Origin of the sequence: Burkholderia sp. HI2714, from assembly GCF_002223085.1 — a bacterium.
In the GTDB taxonomy this organism is placed as follows: Bacteria; Pseudomonadota; Gammaproteobacteria; order Burkholderiales; family Burkholderiaceae; genus Burkholderia; species Burkholderia lata_D.
The window spans coordinates 1-17,607 of the sequence record NZ_NKFM01000028.1; the positions used below are offsets into that span (position 1 = coordinate 1).

Consider the following 17,607-nt stretch of genomic DNA (forward strand, 5'->3'; position numbering starts at 1 on the left):
GCCCGGCCTTGATCAGCGACTGCCGTGCCGGGTTCTGCCCGGAACCGGCCGTCAGCACCTGGCCCATGATCACTTCGCTGACCTGCTCGGGCTTCACGCCCGCACGCTCCAGCACCGCGCGGATCACTGTCGCGCCCAGCTCGGGCGCCGCAATCTTCGCAAGCGAGCCGCCGAATTTGCCGACCGCGGTCCGCGCGGCCGATACGATCACTACATCCGTCATGTCCAGTTCCTGCATCGAAATCAGTTGGTCGTTCTGACGCCGGCGCGTGCCGGCCTTGGCTGGCGATCGCGCATTTCGGGCCACTCGGCTCGATTGCGGTCGCACGCCGCCATACGGCGCGCGCCGTCCGTTCGAACGGGCGGCACACCGGTACGGCTCGCCGGTTCACCGGCGTCTTGCGGCAAACCGGAGGTTCGCCGGACGCCACGCGGCACACGCGGCGTCCGGCGCCATCCGGCGCCGATCGATCGTGTCGCACTCATGCGCGACACGTGCTTGCGTGGCTACGCGATCACGCAGCCGAATCGCGTGCGGCCGCGGCGTCCTTGCGTGCGGCGGCAGCCGTTTGCTTCGCGCCACGCGTGGCCGTTTCGCTGACCGCATCGAAACCGCTCTGTGCAGCTTCGATTGCCTGACCCGTCGCGGCGCGAACCGAATCGGCTGCGGCGGTCGCCGCCGACAGCGCCGAGTTCAGCGCGGCCACCACCGGCGCCGAGCCGGCCGGCGCATGCTTCGACAGTTCGCCGAGCACGTCCTTCAGGCGCTTGTCGTTCTGTTCGTATTGCGCTTGCGCGACCTTCGCCCATTCGGCCTGCGTCGACACGGCGATGTCGAACAGATGGCGGCCGTACGACACGGCCTTGCCGGCTGCTTCCTGCGGTACGGCGACCTGCTGCGCGAAGCCCACGGCCGGGTTGCTGCTGTTGAATGCGTTCTTCAGTTTGTCCTCGTACTCCTCGAGCGCCGTCCGGGCCGCTTGCACGTTGAGTTCGACGACAGCCTCGAAACCTTGGATCGCCGGACGGGCAATCGCAAACCACGCTGCAATACCGGCTTGATATTCGGCGTTGATTTTTTCGGGGGCAAATACGGACATCGGGCACGCTCCTGTTAGCAATGCGAGAGACGACGTAAGGAAAATTGGAAGCCGGATCGACAGCGGGCCTCCTTATTGACAACCCGTCACTCATTTGAGCGGGGGAAGTTGAAGGAGCCCATTCTAGATCGATTAATTGTCAATTAAATGGCATTAATGCTAGGTATAAACCCTTATTTTAGTCCGGGATGACCGCTGGAACCCGTGGTGCGCCGACATCGCAGACGACACCGCGCGTTACTCTGTCCCGCAATGCATTTTCACCTTTTTACAGGATAACTTCATGATGTCGCGCAACATTTACCAATTCATTATTCCGTTTATTAGAAAACCGGGGCGCATTGAAAATGGAGCGGTCACTTATGTAATCGTTTTTTCTGGATTTATTATGAAATCGTTTTCGGGATTATTAATGACGGAATAAATGATCGGATGAATTACGATCGCAAAAAAACGGCCGCATGATGCGGCCGCGGGTTCGTCAGGCAGGCGAGAGATCAGCCGGCCAGTTCGCGGTGCAGCGCGAGGAACTCCTGCGCGAGCTTGTGCCCGGGTTCCAGATGGATCACCGGCTTGGACTGCTGATGCGACTCGCGGATCTTCACCGACGCCGACAACCTCGACGCGAGCACCGGAAGCCCTTCCTCGACGAGTTCGTCGACCAGCCGCTGCGGCAGGCTCGCCCGCGGCTGGAACTGGTTGATGACGATCCCTTCCACCTCGAGCGCCGCGTTGTGGTCCTGCTGGATTTCCTTCACGTTCTCGAGCAGAGTGTACAGCGCACGGCGCGAAAAATCGTCGCAGTCGAACGGGATCAGGCAGCGCTCGACCGCGATCAGCGCCGAGCGTGTATAGAAATTCAGCGCGGGCGGCGTGTCGATGTACACCGCGTCGTAGGTGTCGAGCTCGTTCAGCGCGTCGCGCAGCTTGTAGATCTTGTAGCGCGACTCGAGCTTGCCGTGCAGCGTGTCGAGCTCCGGATGCGCGGGCATCACGTCGAGCCCTTCGAACGGGGTCGGATGAATGAACGACGCGACGTCCACCGGGCGGAAGTTGAAGGTCAGTGCGGTTTCGAAGAAATCAGCGACACCTGGCTGCGCGTCGGCTGCAGCGTCGCCGAGCAGGTAACGCGTCGAGTTCGCCTGCGCGTCGAGGTCGATGACGAGCGTGCGCAGCCCTTCGCTCGCGCTGATCGCCGCCAGGTTGCAGACGATTGTCGATTTGCCCACGCCGCCCTTCTGGTTGAATACGACCCGCCGCATTGTGTCTCCTCGATCGATCACGTCGAAAAGGCAAGCTTAGCCGGTCAATAATGGCGGGCGCGTGACGCAGGTCGAATTGTGCGCATCTGGCACGGAGGGTATCAGCGGCGCGTCACTGGCCCCGATACGTACAGGTTGCCCGGCACGCTCCAGCGCCACGGCAGATCCGTGCCGACACGAATGCCGATGCGCGGCCCGCCCGCCGGATCGGCGGGCGGCGCGATGCCATCGTCGACGATCGCGAACCCTTCGCGCGCACCGATCAGGTCGACACCATCCTGCGCGCCGCCGATCCCCATCGCCTGGGTCAGCCGCGCCGGTCCCCTGCACAGGTCGCGATCGCGCGTCCGCGGTGGCCGCGCCGCACGCATTTGCTCGAGCCCGTGCAGCGGCTCGAGCGCACGGATCAGCACGCCCGTTCCCGTGCCATCCGGGCCGCACACGCAGTTGCAGCACCAGTGCATGCCATACGTGAAATAGACGTACAGGTGCCCCGGCGGCCCGAACATCGTCGCATTGCGCGGCGTCTTGCCGCGATAGGTATGCGCAGCCGGGTCGATCGCGCCGGCATAGGCTTCCACTTCGACGATCCGCCCGGCCCGGCCGTCCGCGGCCGCAAGGATCTTGTTCAGCAGCTGCGGCGCGACGTCGGTGGCGACTCGGTCGAAGAATGCGCGGGGCAGCACGGTGCCCGGCCACCGACGCGCGGTTTCACCGCGCCGCATCCTGCCACTCCGGTTGAAGACCGGAAACGGCCTTCGCCTGCAGACGAAGCTGACGGTATGCGTCGACCAGGTCGTCGAGACTGAACGCGAGGTTTCTCCCGCTCGGATTGGGCAGCGTCCAGACGCTCGCCCCCTGCATGCGGGCCGGTTGCAGCCCCCATTCGATTTCTCGCTGCCCGGAAAGCGCCGAGTACGCCGCCTTGCCGAGAAAGGCGACGAAGCGCGGCCTGTAACGCGCCAGCTTCTGGTCGAACTCCGCGGCCGCGGCAATGAATTCCGCGCGCGAAAGCTGATCGGCGCTTGCGGTCGGCCGCTTCACCACCGCGGTCAGGCCGCAACCATATTGAAGAATCGCGTGATCGTCCTGCGGCGAGATTTCCGCCGGCGTGAAGCCCGCGAGATGGATCACGCGCCAGAAGCGGTTGCTTCTCCCCGCGAAGTGATGCCCGGTGGCGGCCGCGGTCAGGCCCGGGTTGATCCCGCAGAACAACACGTCGAGATGCGGAGCGATGAGGTCGGAAAGTTCGTCAGCCACGGTTTGCCTGGCGCGCAAGGAACATCGACGTAAACGAAACAAGGCCCGAAGGCCCGGGCCAAGCAACTGGCTTGACTCGGACGTTCGGGCCCATCGTGATGCGGGATGCCGACTTGCCGATCAGAACGGAATATCGTCGTCCATCTCGTCGAAGCCGCCACCTGCCGGTGCGCTCGGACGGCTTTGCGCGCCGCCGCCTGCACCGCCACGCGCTGCGCCGCCGGCACGACCACCGCCGCCACCGCCACGCTCCATCTGCTCGCCACGGCCGCCGCCGCCGCCACCACCGTAGCCGCCGCCGTAACCGCCTTCGTCACCGCCGCCACCGCCGCCGCCCGCACCACCGCGGCCGCCGAGCATCTGCATCTGGTCGGCGACGATTTCGGTCGAGTAACGATCCTGACCGTCCTGACCCTGCCACTTGCGCGTGCGGATGCGGCCTTCGATATAGACCGACGAACCCTTCTTCAGGTACTCGCTGACGATTTCCGCCAGGCGACCGAAGAACGCGACGCGATGCCACTCGGTCATTTCCTTGAAATCGCCGCTCGCCTTGTCCTTGTAGCGGTCGGTCGTCGCGAGACGGATGTTCGCAACCGCGTCGCCGCTCGGCAGGTAACGGACTTCAGGATCGGCGCCGAGATTGCCGACGAGGATGACCTTGTTGACGGATGCCATGTGTTTCTCCAGTAAATTCGATGCCGGGCCGCCCGCTCATGCTGTCGGTGCGGCCCGCCGGGCAAGCCGGCGAGCGCCGCCGGTGCCTGCCCGAAATGAGTTCAGGCCTTGCGCGGCGGCGCTTTCATGCTGGCCGCGATTATAAGCCACGCGGCAACGAGCCCCGAGCACGTGTAGAACACCATATTGGCGCCACCGTGCTTCAGCAGCCAGCCGCCCACGATGCCGCCGAGCGCGAGCCCGATCGACTGCGTGGTGTTGTAAACACCGGTGGCCGCGCCCTTGCGCGAACCGGGCGCGAGCTTCGACACGAGCGACGGCTGCGACGCTTCCAGGATGTTGAAGCCGAGGAAGTAGACGAAAAGAACCGCCGCCACAATCAGGATGGTATGCGGCGCGCTGCCCAACAACAATTGGCCGATCAGGATAGCCAGGATGCCGCCGAGCAGCACTGGCTTCATCTTGCCCCGTTTTTCCGCGACGATGATCGCCGGGACCATCATCACGAACGCGAGCCCCATCACCGGCAGGTAGACCTTCCAGTGCGAGGCGACCGGCAGGCCGCCGTCGACGAGCAGGCGCGGCACGACGAGGAACAGCGCCGTCTGCGTGGCATGCAGCACCAGCACGCCGAAGTTCAGGCGCAGCAGCTCGATGTTGTGCAGCACCTCGCCGAACGGCGCGGGCACGTGCACGGGCTTGGCCGCATCGGGCACGATCCACAGCACGACACCGATTGCGAGGATCGACAGCACGCCGACGATCGCGAACAGCCCGCTCATCCCGACCCAGTGGAACACGATCGGCGCACCGACGATCGCGACCGCGAACGACACGCCGATCGAGCCGCCGACCATCGCCATCGCCTTCGTGCGGTTCTGCTCGGAGGTCAGGTCGGCGATGAACGCGAGCACCGCGGACGACACCGCGCCCATCCCCTGGATCACGCGGCCGACGATGATCCACGTGATGTCGTGCGCGAACGCGGCGACGAAGCTGCCGATCGCGAAGATCACGAGGCCGGTCGCGATCACCGGCTTGCGGCCGAACTTGTCGGATGCCCAGCCGTAGAAGATGTAGAACAGCGACTGCGTGACGCCGTAGGCCCCGAGCGCGATGCCGACGAGCAGCACGTTGTCGCCGCCCGGGATGGTTTTCGCGTAGACCGAGAACACCGGCATGATCATGAACAGGCCGAGCATGCGCAGCGCGAAGATCGCCGCGAGCGACGTGGTCGCGCGCAATTCGGGCGCGGTCATGCGGGAAGACGTGGCAGACGGATTGGACATCGGGAATGAATTTCGAATGATCGGAATGTCCGCCCGACACCGGGCGGCGGAAGATCAGGACCAGCGGCCCGGGAGGCTTGGCCGGCAACACGTCGGGGCAGGATTCAGGCAGCCCGCAGGCCGCCCGGGACCGCGCGGCGCGGCCGCTGCGGCCACTTTTCCCGGCGCAGGCGCCATCTTGCTGCCACCTGCTGCTAAGGCTGGGGACCCCGAACGACGGCCTCGAAAAGCCGTTATAGTAGCAGGTTTGGTTCCCTCCATTTTCGCCAGGTTCATGGAACAGATCCGTATCCGTGGGGCGCGTACCCACAACCTGAAAAACGTCAATCTCGACCTGCCGCGCCACAAGCTGGTCGTGATTACCGGGCTGTCCGGGTCGGGGAAATCGTCGCTCGCGTTCGATACCCTTTATGCCGAGGGCCAGCGCCGCTACGTCGAAAGCCTGTCCGCGTATGCCCGCCAGTTCCTGCAGCTGATGGAGAAACCCGACGTCGACCTGATCGAAGGCCTGTCGCCGGCGATCTCGATCGAGCAGAAGGCGACGTCCCACAACCCGCGTTCGACCGTCGGCACGGTCACGGAAATCCACGACTACCTGCGACTTTTGTTCGCACGTGTCGGCACGCCGTACTGCCCCGACCACGACATCCCGCTGGAAGCGCAGAGCGTGTCGCAGATGGTCGACGCCGCACTCGCGCTGCCCGAGGAAACCAAGCTGATGATCCTCGCGCCCGTCGTCGCGGACCGCAAGGGCGAGCATGCCGAGCTGTTCGAGGACATGCAGGCGCAGGGTTTCGTGCGCTTTCGCGTGCGCTCGGGCGGCGGCGCCGCGAACGAAGGTGTCGCGAAGATCTACGAGGTCGAGTCGCTGCCGAAGCTGAAGAAGAACGACAAGCACACGATCGACGTCGTCGTCGACCGTCTCAAGGTGCGCCCGGACATGAAGCAGCGGCTCGCCGAATCGTTCGAGACGGCGCTGCGCCTCGCCGACGGCCGCGCGATCGCGCTCGAGATGGATACCGACAAGGAATACCTGTTCAGCTCGAAGTTCGCGTGCCCGATCTGCTCGTACTCGCTGCAGGAGCTCGAGCCGCGCCTGTTCTCGTTCAACAACCCGATGGGCGCGTGCCCGGAATGCGACGGCCTCGGCCAGATCACGTTCTTCGACCCGAAACGGGTCGTCGCGCACCCGTCGCTGTCGCTCGCCGCCGGCGCCGTGAAAGGCTGGGACCGCCGCAACCAGTTCTATTTCCAGATGCTGCAGAGTCTCGCGGCGTTCTACGAATTCGACATCGACGCCGCGTTCGAGGATCTGCCGGAAAAGATCCGGAAGGTGCTGCTGTTCGGCTCGGGCAAGCAGACGATCCCGTTCTCGTACATCAACGAGCGCGGCCGCACGACGATCCGCGAGCACGTGTTCGAGGGGATCATCCCGAACCTCGAGCGCCGCTACCGCGAGACCGATTCGGTCGCGGTGCGCGAAGAGCTGTCGAAGTACCAGAACAACCAGCCGTGCCCGTCGTGCGACGGCACGCGCCTGCGCCGCGAAGCGCGCCACGTGCGGATCGGCACGGGCGACTACGCGCGCGGCATCTTTGAAATCAGCGGCTGGCCGCTGCGCGACGCGCTCGGCTATTTCGACGGCCTGTCGCTCGACGGTGCGAAGCGCGAGATCGCCGACAAGGTCATCAAGGAAATCGTCGCGCGCCTCACCTTCCTGAACAACGTCGGCCTCGACTACCTGTCGCTCGAACGCAGCGCGGAAACCCTGTCGGGCGGCGAGGCGCAGCGCATCCGGCTCGCGTCGCAGATCGGCTCGGGCCTCACGGGCGTGATGTACGTGCTCGACGAGCCGTCGATCGGCCTGCACCAGCGCGACAACGACCGCCTGATCGCGACCCTCAAGCACCTGCGCGACCTCGGCAACTCGGTGATCGTCGTCGAGCACGACGAAGACATGATCCGCACGGCCGACTACGTCGTCGACATGGGCCCCGGCGCGGGCGAGCACGGCGGTGTCGTGGTCGCCGAAGGCACGCCGAAGCAGGTGCAGTCGAATCCGCAGTCGCTGACGGGCCAGTACCTGCTCGGCAAACGCGTGATCGAATACCCGGACGAGCGGCTCGCGCCCGATCCGGAGCGGATGCTGCGCATCGTCGACGCGCACGGCAACAACCTGAAGCATGTCGATCTGGAGCTGCCGGTCGGCCTGCTGACCTGCATCACCGGCGTGTCGGGCTCCGGCAAGTCGACGCTGATCAACGACACGCTGTATCACGCGGTCGCGCGCCACCTGTACGGTTCGTCGGCCGAGCCGGCGCCGCACGAGGCGATCGAGGGCCTCGAGCACTTCGACAAGGTGATCAACGTCGACCAGTCGCCGATCGGCCGCACGCCGCGCTCGAACCCGGCCACCTACACGGGCCTGTTCACGCCGATCCGCGAGCTGTTCTCGGGCGTGCCGACCTCGAAGGAGCGCGGCTACGATCCGGGCCGCTTCTCGTTCAACGTGAAGGGCGGGCGCTGCGAATCGTGCCAGGGCGACGGCGTGCTGAAGGTGGAAATGCACTTCCTGCCGGACGTCTACGTGCCGTGCGACGTGTGCCACGGCAAGCGCTACAACCGCGAAACGCTCGAAGTGCAGTACAAGGGCAAGAACATCAGCGAAGTGCTCGACATGACGGTCGAGCACGCGTACGAGTTCTTCAGCGCGGTACCGGTCATCGCGCGCAAGCTGAAGACGCTGCTCGACGTCGGCCTCGGCTACATCCGCCTCGGCCAGTCGGCCACGACGCTGTCGGGCGGCGAGGCGCAGCGCGTGAAGCTGTCGCTCGAGCTCTCCAAGCGCGACACCGGCCGCACGCTGTACATCCTCGACGAGCCGACCACCGGCCTGCACTTCCACGACATCGCACTGCTGCTGGAAGTGATCCACCGGCTGCGCGACCAGGGCAACACGGTCGTGATCATCGAGCACAACCTCGACGTGATCAAGACGGCCGACTGGGTGATCGACCTCGGCCCCGAAGGCGGTGCCGGCGGCGGCCAGATCATCGCGCAGGGCACGCCCGAGCAGGTCGCGAAGACGAAGGCGAGCTTTACCGGTAAATACCTCGCGCCGCTGCTCAAGCGCACGACCCGCAAGGTCGCGGCCGGCTGACGCGTCCCGCCTGCCCCCGCCTGCCTCCCCTCCCGCGCGCGGCCGCCCGGCCGCGCGCCCCTCCGCACCGCCGAACCGGCCCCTTCTCGTTTTCCCTCCTGCGTTTACACCATGCGCCAAACGGCCCCGTTGCGGACCATAATGGCGGCTATACTTTACGGTCGTAAGGTTCGCCGTACGCACCAATCCGGTGCGGCGCCGGGCGAACACGGCTCTGCCGCGCATTCCGCGGCATGACACACGAACGACAGGAATCCACGATGGAGAAGCAACCAGACTCGTCGCGCGATGCGCAGAATCGCGAACCGCACCTGCGCAGCGTGCGGCTGACGAGCGACTTCAGCCTGCCGAAGCTGTCGGCACTCGAGATCGGCAGCTATGGGATCGCGATCCTCGCGATGTGGCTCGTGATCGAGCTCAAGCTGCTCGGCGGGCTGCTGGCCGGCCTGCTGGTCTACCAGCTGATCCACACGATCGCCCCCGTCATCGAACGCCACACCACGAGCATGCGCGCGCGCTGGGTCGCCGTCGTGCTGCTGTCGATCGCGATCGTCGGCGCGTTGACCGGCCTGACGATCGGCATCATCGAACACTTCGAGCGCACGGTGCCGAACCTGCAAAGCCTGCTCGACCAGCTGATGCAGATCGTCGAGCAGACCCGCGCCCGCACGCCGGCCTGGATCGCGAACCTGCTGCCCGTCGACGTCGAGCAGATGAAGACGAAGGCGGCCGTGCTGATGCACTCGCACATGGACCAGCTCCAGCAAAGCGGCAAGAGCGTCGCGCGCGGCTTCGGCCACGTGCTGTTCGGGATGATCATCGGCGCGATGATCGCGATCGGCGTCGAGCACGGCAAGGTGCGCCGGCCGCTGTCCACGGCGCTCGTCACGCGCGTGTCGCGCTTCGCCGACGCATTCCGCCGGATCGTGTTCGCTCAGATCAAGATCTCGGCGATCAACGCGGTGTTCACGGGCATCTACCTGCTCGTCGCGCTGCCGATCTTCCATCAGCGGCTGCCGCTGTCGAAAACGCTCGTGCTCGTCACGTTCATCGTCGGCCTGCTGCCCGTGATCGGCAACCTGATCTCGAACACGCTGATCGTCGCCGTGTCGCTGTCGGTCAGCATGGGCACCGCGATCGCATCGCTCGCGTTCCTCGTGGTCATCCACAAGCTCGAATACTTCCTGAACGCGAAGATCATCGGCGGCCAGATCGAGTCGCGCGCATGGGAGCTGCTGCTCGCGATGCTGATCATGGAGGCCGCATTCGGGCTGCCGGGCGTGATCGCCGCGCCGATCTTCTATGCGTACCTGAAGCGCGAGCTGTACCTGCTGCGGCTGATCTGAAGCAGCCCGCGTCTGAAGCGATAAAAAAACGCCGCGCCCCGTGAAGGGCGCGGCGTTTTTGTTTGTAATTGCCAGCCGACGGCCGGCAATCGGCAAATCAGCGGAACACGACCGTCTTCGTCCCGTTCAGCACGATCCGGTGCTCGACGTGCCACTTCACCGCGCGCGCGAGCGTCACGCATTCGACGTCGCGGCCGATCGCGGTCAGCTGGTCGGGCGTCATGCTGTGGTCGACGCGCTCGACTTCCTGCTCGATGATCGGGCCTTCGTCGAGATCGGTCGTCACGTAGTGCGCGGTCGCGCCGATCAGCTTCACGCCGCGATCGAACGCCTGGTAGTAAGGCTTCGCGCCCTTGAAGCTCGGCAGGAACGAATGGTGGATGTTGATCGCACGGCCGGCGAGCTGCTGGCACATATTCGGCGACAGGATCTGCATGTAGCGCGCGAGCACGACGAGATCGGCCTGGTGCTCGTCGATCACTTCCAGCACGCGCGCTTCCTGCGCGGCCTTCGCGGCATCGGACGAGCCGCCGATCAGCGGGAAATGATGGAACGGGATGTTGTAGCTCGCGGCGAGCTGGTAGAACTCCTTGTGGTTCGACACGATCGCCGGGATCTCGATCGGCAGCTGGCCAGTGCGGTAGCGGAACAGCAGGTCGTTCAGGCAGTGGCCGATCTTCGACACCATGATCACGACGCGCGGCTTCACGGCCGCGTCATGCATTTCCCAGCGCATCGAGAACTGCTCGGCGAGCGGCGCGAACTCCCGGCGCAACGTGTCGAGCGCCGTCGCGGCATCCGCGCCGCCACCGTCCTGCTCGAAATGCACGCGCATGAAGAACTCACTGGTGCGGCTGTCGCCGAACTGCGCCGAATCGAGGATGTTGTTGCTGCGCTCGAACAGGAAGCCCGAGACCGCATGGACGATGCCGTGCCGGTCGGGGCACGACAGTTTCAAGATAAAGCTGTGATCGGTCGGCATGACCGCTACTCCCTTCGTTTCCGTATTCGTCAAATTGCCCGTTCGCGCCACCAGGATGCGTGCGCGGCACGCGTCACGCGGCCGGTGCGAACAGGGCGTCGATGCCCGCCGCGTCGGCCGCCGGGATCCAGCGGTGGCGCAGCAGCGTGTCGAGCGTCGCGAGGCTCGCATCCATCGTCGCGCGGCCGGCGCGCAGCCAGCCGATCACCTCGGGCACGCCGGCCAGCAGGTGCTCGGCCACTTCGCCGTCCTGGTTGCGCGGCGCGAAGTCGCGCGGCAGCCGCAGGTCGTACACGAAGATCAGTTCGGACTGCGTGCCTTCCGGCAGCGAGCACAGCACCTGCACCGCGCGGCCCGCGACCGCGCGCGCGGCCAGTTCGGCCGGAATGCCGGCTTCTTCCCAGCATTCCTTCGCGAGCGTCTCGTGAACGCCCAGGCCCCAACCGATTCCGCCCGCGACGACGTTGTCGAGCATGCCGGGGTCGGTTGCCTTCGTCTCGCTGCGGCGGCCGAGCCACATTTGCGGGGCGGCCGCGGCGGACGGCTCGCCCGGCGCAACCGCATATTCTACGATGCCGTTCAGATGCACCGCGTAAGTCCGCGTACCGAAGAAGCGCGACGCGGCGCGCTCGATGTACGCGAGCGGCGGATCGTCGAAGCGGTTGCGGATCGCGTAGATCTCGTCGCGCCAGCCGGGAATCGCGCCTTCGGCCGCAAGCGCGCCGATCGCGCTCGCCAGCGCCATGCTGCGTGCGTCGACCGAGTCGTAGCGCGACGACAGCACGACACGCTCGCCGGTCAGCTCGAACACGTCGGGCCAGCGGGCGAGCATGGCGACGTCCTGGCGGCGCACCCAGCCGACCGCCTGGCCGGCAATCTCGAAACGCAGGTGCGCAGCGGGATCGAAGTGGCGCGCGGCCGCAATGCACGGAAACGTCATCGTCTGTCAGTCCTTCAGCGCCACGCGGATGCCGATCGCGATGAACGTCGCGCCGGCGATCCGGTCGAGCCACACGCCGGCCTTCGGGCGGCGCTTCAGCCACGCGCCGATCATGCCCGCGCCGACGCCGAACAGCGAGAAGACCGCGGCCGTCTGCAGCATGAACAGCGCGCCGAGCTCGAACATCTGCAGCGTCACGCTCTGCGCGCCGTGCGGATCGACGAACTGCGGCAGGAACACGACGAAGAACAGCGTGACCTTCGGGTTCATCAGGTTGCCGATCACGCTCTGCCGGAAGATCGTGCCGAGCGGCTGCGGCGGGCGCGCATGCGCATTCGAGAGTCCCTGGCTGCGGAGCGCCTTGATGCCGATCCACACGAGGTATGCGGCGCCCGCGAGCTTCAGGATCTGGAACGCGACCGGCGACGAACGCAGCACGGCCGCGACGCCGAGCGCCGCGAGCGTCGTGTGGAACAGGATCCCGGCCGTGAAGCCGAGCGCGGCGACGAAGCCGGCCGCGCGGCCCTGCGAGATGCCGCGTGCGAGCACCTGCAGGTTGTCGGGCCCCGGCGCGAACGTGATCGCGATCGACGTGGCGAGAAACAGCATGAAGTTGGGCATCGTGACCTCGCTGCGTAACGTGGAAGTTCAGGCTGGCCGGCGTTCAGTGGCCGGCGAATTCGGTGACGGTATAAACCGGCAGCCCCGCGTTGCGCAGCAGCGCCGAGCCGCCGAGATCGGGCAGGTCGATGATCGCCGCGCCTTCGACGACTTCCGCGCCGAGCCGCTGCAGCAGGTTGCGCCCCGCCATCATCGTGCCGCCGGTCGCGATCAGGTCGTCCATGATGATCACGCGATCGCCGGGCTTGCACGCATCTTCGTGGATCTCGACCGTCGCGCTGCCGTATTCGAGGTCGTACGATTCCGAGCGCGTCTTGTACGGCAGCTTGCCGACCTTGCGGATCGGCACGAAGCCGACGCTCAGCTCGTACGCGACGATCGGCGCGATGATGAAGCCGCGTGCATCGAGGCCCGCGACGTAGTCGAGCTTCGCATCGACATAGCGCTCGACGAACAGGTCGACGAGGATGCGCAGCGCCTTCGGGCTCTGCAGCAGCGTCGTGATGTCGCGGAACATCACGCCCGGCTGCGGCCAGTCGGGCACCGTGCGGATCTGGCTGTGGATGAAGGCGACCGGATCGAGCGGTGCGCCCGACGACGAATGCGGCATGAAACTCTCCGAAAAAAACGGTGCGCGAAGATCGGGCACCGTTTCGAATAAATACGGGTCAGGTTATCAAACCAGGCGCGGCTCAGGCGGCCGCGGCTGGCGGTTCGCGCCGATGGCGCGACAGCCGCTCCTCCGCGAGCGCGAGCGCCTCGGGCAGCCCGCGCAGCACGACGATGTCGCTCGCGCGCAGCTTGGTTTGCGGATCGGGTTCGACGCCGCGGATGCCGTGCCGGCGGATCGCCGTGACTTCGAGCCCGAGTGCATACAGCCCCAGTTCTTCCAGCGAACGCCCGACCGCGTCCGCGCGCGCATCGACCGGCACCGATTGTAGCCGCACCTGCTCGTGATCGTCGTCGTCCGCGTCGTCCGCGCCGCGGAAATAGCCGCGCAGCAGGCTGTAGCGTTCGTCGCGCATTTCCTCGACGCGCCGCACGACCTTGCGCATCGGCACGCCGACCAGCACCAGCGTGTGCGACGCGAGCATCAGGCTGCCCTCGACGATCTCCGGAATCACCTCGGTCGCGCCGGCCGCGAGCAGCTTCTCGAGATCGGCATCGTCGACGGTGCGCACGATCGCCGGCAGCGTCGGCTCGAGTTCGTGCACGTGATGCAGCACGCGCAGCGCGGACGGCGTGTTCGCGTAGGTGATCGCCACCGCCGCCGCGCGGTGGATACCGGCCGCGAGCAGCGACTCGCGGCGCGCCGCGTCGCCGAACACGACCGATTCGCCTGCCGTCGCAGCCGCGCTCACGCGATCGGGGTCGAGGTCGAGCGCGACGTACGAAATGCCTTCCTGTTCGAGCATCCGCGCCAGGTTCTGACCCGCGCGGCCGTAGCCGCAGATAATCACGTGGCCGCGCTGCTTGAGGCTTTGCGTCGCGATCCGCGTCATCTGCAGCGACTGCTGCATCCATTCGGTCGACGACAGCCGCATCACGATCCGGTCGGCGTTCTGGATCAGGAACGGCGCCGCGAGCATCGACAGCAGCATCGACGCGAGGATCGCCTGCAGCAGCGTCGAATCGACGAGATGCCGGTCGAGGATCAGGTTCAGCAGCACGAAGCCGAATTCGCCGGCCTGCGCGAGCCCGATGCCGGTACGCATCGCGACGCCCGGTGTCGCGCCGAACAGCCGCGCGAGCCCGGCGATCATCGTCGCCTTGAACAGGATCTGCCCGACGAAGAAACCGAGCACGAGCAACGGGTGCTCCCAGATCACGCGCGGGTCGAGCAGCATCCCGGTCGTCACGAAGAACAGGCCGAGCAGCACGTCGCGGAACGGCTTGATGTCCTCCTCCACCTGATGGCGGAACGGCGTCTCGGAGATCAGCATCCCCGCGATGAACGCGCCGAGCGCGAGCGACAGGCCGAAGCGGTCGGTGATGAACGCGGCGCCGAGCGTGACGAGCAGCAGGTTCAGCACGAACAGTTCCTGCGAGCGGCGCCGCGCGACGACGTTGAGCCAGCGCGTCATGAAGCGCTGGCCGATGACCAGCAGCAGCGTGAGCGCGATCACGATCTTGACGGCCGCGAAGCCGAGCGTGATCGCGAGGTCCTTCGACGATTCGGCGCCGAACGCGGCGATCACGATCAGCAGCGGCACCACCGCGAGATCCTGGAACAGCAGCACGCCGAAGATGTTGCGGCCGTGCTCGGTCTCGATCTCGAGCCGCTCGGCGAGCATCTTCGACACGATCGCCGTCGACGACATCGCGAGCGCGCCGCCGAGCGCGATGCTGCCCTGCCACGTGATGTGCACCCAGCGCTCGAACAGCATGCCCAGCACGAGCGCAAGCACGAGCGTCGCGACGACCTGCAGCAGCCCGAGCCCGAACACGAGCCGCTGCATCGCCCTCAGCTTCGCCAGCGAGAACTCGAGGCCGATCGAAAACATCAGGAACACCACGCCGAATTCCGCGAGATGCTCGGCCCGTTCCAGATCCGCCGCGATGCCGAACGCATGCGGGCCGACCAGGATGCCGACGGTCAGGTAGCCGAGCATCGGCGGCAGGTTCAACGAACGGAATACGACGACGCCCACCACTGAGGCCAGCAGCAGCAGCAGGGTCATTTCGAGCGGGGAAATCACGGGCGAAGCGTCCTCGTTCGTCGGGGCCACGGCAATGCGGGCGCGGGTGGTGGCGGTGGTCAGGCGACCTCGGACGAGTCCGAAGGCCCGGCGCGGCGAACAAACGCCTTTGCTATACTCCGCGCATGATAGCGAAAATCAATGATGACCGGGCGCTCGCGCTCGCCCGCGACGTGCTCGACATCGAGGCGGACGCCGTGCGCGCGCTGCGCGACCAGCTCGACGGCGGCTTCGTCCAGGCCGTTGCGCTGCTGCTCGGCTGCCGCGGCCGCGTGGTGGTGTCCGGTATCGGCAAATCGGGGCATATCGCCCGCAAGATCGCGGCCACGCTGGCCAGCACCGGCACGCCGGCCTTCTTCGTCCACCCGGCCGAGGCCAGCCACGGCGACCTCGGGATGGTCACCTCCGACGACGTCTTCATCGGCATCTCCTATTCCGGCGAATCCGAAGAACTCGTGGCGATCCTGCCGCTCGTGAAGCGGATCGGCGCAAAGCTGATCGCGATCACGGGCCGCGCAGGGTCGAGCCTCGGCACGCTCGCCGACGTGAACCTGAACGCCGCGGTCTCGAAAGAGGCCTGCCCGATGAACCTCGCGCCCACCGCGAGCACGACCGCCGCGCTCGCGCTCGGCGACGCGCTCGCCGTGGCGGTGCTCGACGCGCGCGGCTTCGGCTCGGAAGATTTCGCGCGCTCGCACCCGGGTGGCGCACTCGGCCGGCGCCTGCTCACCTACGTGCGCGACGTGATGCGCTCGGGCGACGACGTCCCGTCCGTCGGGCTCGACGCGACGCTGTCGGACGCCCTGTTCCAGATCACCGCGAAGCGCCTCGGCATGACCGCCGTGGTCGATGCCGGCGGCAAGGTCGCGGGCATCTTCACCGATGGCGACCTGCGCCGCGTGCTCGCGCGCGACGGCGACTTCCGCACGCTGCCGATCACCGACGTGATGACGCGCGACCCGCGCACGGTTGCACCGGATCACCTGGCGGTCGAGGCCGTGGAACTGATGGAGCGCCACCGGATCAACCAGATGCTGGTGGTCGATGCCGACGGCGTGCTGATCGGCGCGCTGAACATGCACGACCTGTTTTCGAAGAAGGTGATCTGATGAGCGCAGCGCTGACTGCGGCCGAACGCGCGAGCCGCGTGAAGCTGATGATTTTCGACGTCGACGGTGTGCTGACCGACGGCGGCCTGCTGTTTACCGCGGCCGGCGACGCGATGAAGTCGTTCAATTCGCTCGACGGTCACGGCGTGAAACTGCTCGGCGAAGCCGGCATCGCGACCGCGATCATCACGGGCCGCCGCTCGGAGATCGTCGCGGCGCGCGCGAAGGAAATGAAGATCGCGCACCTGTTCCAGGGCGTCGAGAACAAGCTCACCGTGTTTGCCGACCTGATCGCCTCGCTCGGCCTCACCGCCGACCAGTGCGGCTACATGGGCGACGACTGGCCCGACCTGCCCGTGATGCTGCGCTGCGGCTTCGCGACTGCGCCCGCGAACGCGCACCCCGAGGTGATCGCCCGCGCGCACTGGGTGGCCGAGGCCCGCGGCGGCCACGGCGCCGTCCGCGAAGTCTGCGACGCGATCCTGCGCGCGCAGCGCCGCTACGACGCGCTGCTCGCGGCCGCCTGCGGAGCCTGACGGATGAACACGCATTTCCGCTGGACCCAGTTGCTGCCGCTCGCCGCGGTCGCCGCGCTCGCGGGCGTCACCTGGTGGCTGCTGCAGGCCACGCTGCCGCCGCCCGGCGAGGGCACCGTGCAGCCGAAGCGCCATACGCCCGACTATTTCGCGGACAACTTCTCGGTCACCGAGCTCGACCAGTCCGGCTCGACCCAGTACCGGCTGACGGCAGCGAAGCTGATTCATTACGAAGACACTGAAAACAGCGACCTGACCGCTCCGGCCATGCGCGCATTCCAGCCCGGCAAGCCGGTCGTGACGACCACCTCGAAGCGCGGCACCGTCAACGGCGACGTGTCGATCGTCGACCTGTACGACGACGCGCGCATCCTGCGCGCGGCCGGCGGCGGCGATCCGCAGATGCAGGCTGATTCCCAGCATTTCCGGATCTTCGTCAATGACGATGTGATCCAGACCGAAAAGCCGGTTAAACTTCAGCGCGGCCTGTCGCTCGTCAACGCGACCGACGGCATGAAGTACAACAACGTCACCCGGGTCATCGAGCTTTACGGCAACGTGCGCGGCACGATCGCCGCGCAGGACACGTCCGGCGGCTCGAAAAGTCAACCCAAGTGACGCATCC

16 protein-coding genes and 1 pseudogene are annotated in these 17,607 nt (G+C 66.4%); 5 read left to right on the plus strand and 12 right to left on the minus strand.

Annotation, left to right across the window (positions count from 1 at the left end; translation table 11 throughout):
* The 7 genes and pseudogenes from CFB82_RS15520 to CFB82_RS15550 all read right to left on the minus strand — a co-directional run.
* Positions 1-223 (minus strand): annotated as a pseudogene (locus CFB82_RS15520) (acetyl-CoA C-acetyltransferase); the annotation flags it as partial.
* Positions 224-515: 292 nt separating this feature from the next.
* Positions 516-1,100 carry a TIGR01841 family phasin gene (gene phaP / locus CFB82_RS15525; protein WP_089484593.1) on the minus strand — a complete coding sequence of 195 codons (585 nt, stop codon included), beginning with the start codon at positions 1,098-1,100 and terminating at the stop codon, positions 516-518.
* Positions 1,101-1,597: 497 nt separating this feature from the next.
* Positions 1,598-2,362 carry a ParA family protein gene (locus tag CFB82_RS15530; protein WP_039345972.1) on the minus strand — a complete coding sequence of 255 codons (765 nt, stop codon included), beginning with the start codon at positions 2,360-2,362 and terminating at the stop codon, positions 1,598-1,600.
* Between the two features lie 101 nt (positions 2,363-2,463).
* Positions 2,464-3,087, minus strand: a complete 624-nt coding sequence (locus tag CFB82_RS15535) for a DNA-3-methyladenine glycosylase (RefSeq protein ID WP_089484594.1) — start codon at positions 3,085-3,087, stop codon at positions 2,464-2,466.
* Complete coding sequence (gene mug / locus CFB82_RS15540; RefSeq protein WP_089484595.1) at positions 3,074-3,622, minus strand: G/U mismatch-specific DNA glycosylase; 549 nt, start codon at positions 3,620-3,622, stop codon at positions 3,074-3,076. The genes CFB82_RS15535 and mug overlap by 14 nt, the downstream gene beginning before the upstream one ends.
* Before the next feature lie 120 nt (positions 3,623-3,742).
* Positions 3,743-4,300, minus strand: a complete 558-nt coding sequence (locus tag CFB82_RS15545) for a single-stranded DNA-binding protein (protein WP_021162583.1) — start codon at positions 4,298-4,300, stop codon at positions 3,743-3,745.
* A 101-nt stretch (positions 4,301-4,401) separates the two neighbouring features.
* Positions 4,402-5,589, minus strand: a complete 1,188-nt coding sequence (locus CFB82_RS15550; RefSeq protein ID WP_069248878.1) for an MFS transporter — start codon at positions 5,587-5,589, stop codon at positions 4,402-4,404.
* 274 nt (positions 5,590-5,863) lie between these two features.
* Between CFB82_RS15550 and uvrA the strand changes: the two genes are divergently transcribed.
* Positions 5,864-8,749 (plus strand): excinuclease ABC subunit UvrA, encoded by a 2,886-nt coding sequence (gene uvrA / locus CFB82_RS15560; RefSeq protein ID WP_089484596.1) that lies wholly within the window; start codon positions 5,864-5,866, stop codon positions 8,747-8,749.
* Positions 8,750-9,009: 260 nt separating this feature from the next.
* Positions 9,010-10,095 (plus strand): AI-2E family transporter, encoded by a 1,086-nt coding sequence (locus CFB82_RS15565; RefSeq protein ID WP_069248880.1) that lies wholly within the window; start codon positions 9,010-9,012, stop codon positions 10,093-10,095.
* A 97-nt stretch (positions 10,096-10,192) separates the two neighbouring features.
* Here CFB82_RS15565 and purU read toward each other — a convergent pair whose 3' ends face one another.
* The 5 genes from purU to CFB82_RS15590 form a co-directional block, all read right to left on the minus strand.
* The gene (gene purU / locus CFB82_RS15570) at positions 10,193-11,077 is read right to left on the minus strand and encodes a formyltetrahydrofolate deformylase (protein ID WP_069248881.1); all 885 of its coding nucleotides are present in this window, start codon (positions 11,075-11,077) and stop codon (positions 10,193-10,195) included.
* 73 nt (positions 11,078-11,150) lie between these two features.
* The gene (locus CFB82_RS15575) at positions 11,151-12,017 is read right to left on the minus strand and encodes an NUDIX hydrolase (protein WP_089484597.1); all 867 of its coding nucleotides are present in this window, start codon (positions 12,015-12,017) and stop codon (positions 11,151-11,153) included.
* A gap of 6 nt (positions 12,018-12,023) precedes the next feature.
* Positions 12,024-12,638: a LysE family translocator gene (locus CFB82_RS15580; protein WP_059233178.1), complete on the minus strand. Its 615-nt coding sequence runs from the start codon at positions 12,636-12,638 to the stop codon at positions 12,024-12,026.
* A gap of 43 nt (positions 12,639-12,681) precedes the next feature.
* Positions 12,682-13,248, minus strand: a complete 567-nt coding sequence (locus tag CFB82_RS15585; RefSeq protein WP_069257596.1) for an adenine phosphoribosyltransferase — start codon at positions 13,246-13,248, stop codon at positions 12,682-12,684.
* Positions 13,249-13,330: 82 nt separating this feature from the next.
* Complete coding sequence (locus tag CFB82_RS15590) at positions 13,331-15,337, minus strand: monovalent cation:proton antiporter family protein (RefSeq protein ID WP_089484598.1); 2,007 nt, start codon at positions 15,335-15,337, stop codon at positions 13,331-13,333.
* A 125-nt stretch (positions 15,338-15,462) separates the two neighbouring features.
* Here CFB82_RS15590 and kdsD point away from each other — a divergent pair, with 125 nt between their 5' ends.
* The 3 genes from kdsD to lptC are packed head-to-tail and all read left to right on the plus strand — an operon-like array spanning position 15,463 to position 17,600.
* Positions 15,463-16,446, plus strand: a complete 984-nt coding sequence (gene kdsD, locus CFB82_RS15595) for an arabinose 5-phosphate isomerase KdsD (protein WP_089484599.1) — start codon at positions 15,463-15,465, stop codon at positions 16,444-16,446.
* Entirely contained in the window at positions 16,446-16,982 is a 537-nt protein-coding gene (locus CFB82_RS15600) for a KdsC family phosphatase (protein WP_069248885.1), read from the plus strand. Before kdsD ends, CFB82_RS15600 begins: the two co-directional genes overlap by 1 nt.
* Before the next feature lie 3 nt (positions 16,983-16,985).
* Positions 16,986-17,600, plus strand: coding sequence for an LPS export ABC transporter periplasmic protein LptC (lptC, locus tag CFB82_RS15605; RefSeq protein WP_089484600.1), 615 nt, complete (start codon positions 16,986-16,988; stop codon positions 17,598-17,600).
* Positions 17,601-17,607 lie beyond the last annotated feature (7 nt).

What these genes read in the sequence shown, in the direction of transcription:
- phaP (WP_089484593.1), bottom strand. Translation starts at nt 1,100, where the DNA reads ATGTCCGTATTTGCCCCCGAAAAAATCAACGCCGAATATCAAGCCGGT.
- CFB82_RS15530 (WP_039345972.1), bottom strand. Translation starts at nt 2,362, where the DNA reads ATGCGGCGGGTCGTATTCAACCAGAAGGGCGGCGTGGGCAAATCGACA.
- CFB82_RS15535 (WP_089484594.1), bottom strand. Translation starts at nt 3,087, where the DNA reads ATGCGGCGCGGTGAAACCGCGCGTCGGTGGCCGGGCACCGTGCTGCCC.
- CFB82_RS15545 (WP_021162583.1), bottom strand. Translation starts at nt 4,300, where the DNA reads ATGGCATCCGTCAACAAGGTCATCCTCGTCGGCAATCTCGGCGCCGAT.
- CFB82_RS15550 (WP_069248878.1), bottom strand. Translation starts at nt 5,589, where the DNA reads ATGTCCAATCCGTCTGCCACGTCTTCCCGCATGACCGCGCCCGAATTG.
- uvrA (WP_089484596.1), top strand. Translation starts at nt 5,864, where the DNA reads ATGGAACAGATCCGTATCCGTGGGGCGCGTACCCACAACCTGAAAAAC.
- CFB82_RS15565 (WP_069248880.1), top strand. Translation starts at nt 9,010, where the DNA reads ATGGAGAAGCAACCAGACTCGTCGCGCGATGCGCAGAATCGCGAACCG.
- purU (WP_069248881.1), bottom strand. Translation starts at nt 11,077, where the DNA reads ATGCCGACCGATCACAGCTTTATCTTGAAACTGTCGTGCCCCGACCGG.
- CFB82_RS15575 (WP_089484597.1), bottom strand. Translation starts at nt 12,017, where the DNA reads ATGACGTTTCCGTGCATTGCGGCCGCGCGCCACTTCGATCCCGCTGCG.
- CFB82_RS15580 (WP_059233178.1), bottom strand. Translation starts at nt 12,638, where the DNA reads ATGCCCAACTTCATGCTGTTTCTCGCCACGTCGATCGCGATCACGTTC.
- CFB82_RS15585 (WP_069257596.1), bottom strand. Translation starts at nt 13,248, where the DNA reads ATGCCGCATTCGTCGTCGGGCGCACCGCTCGATCCGGTCGCCTTCATC.
- kdsD (WP_089484599.1), top strand. Translation starts at nt 15,463, where the DNA reads ATGATAGCGAAAATCAATGATGACCGGGCGCTCGCGCTCGCCCGCGAC.
- CFB82_RS15600 (WP_069248885.1), top strand. Translation starts at nt 16,446, where the DNA reads ATGAGCGCAGCGCTGACTGCGGCCGAACGCGCGAGCCGCGTGAAGCTG.
- lptC (WP_089484600.1), top strand. Translation starts at nt 16,986, where the DNA reads ATGAACACGCATTTCCGCTGGACCCAGTTGCTGCCGCTCGCCGCGGTC.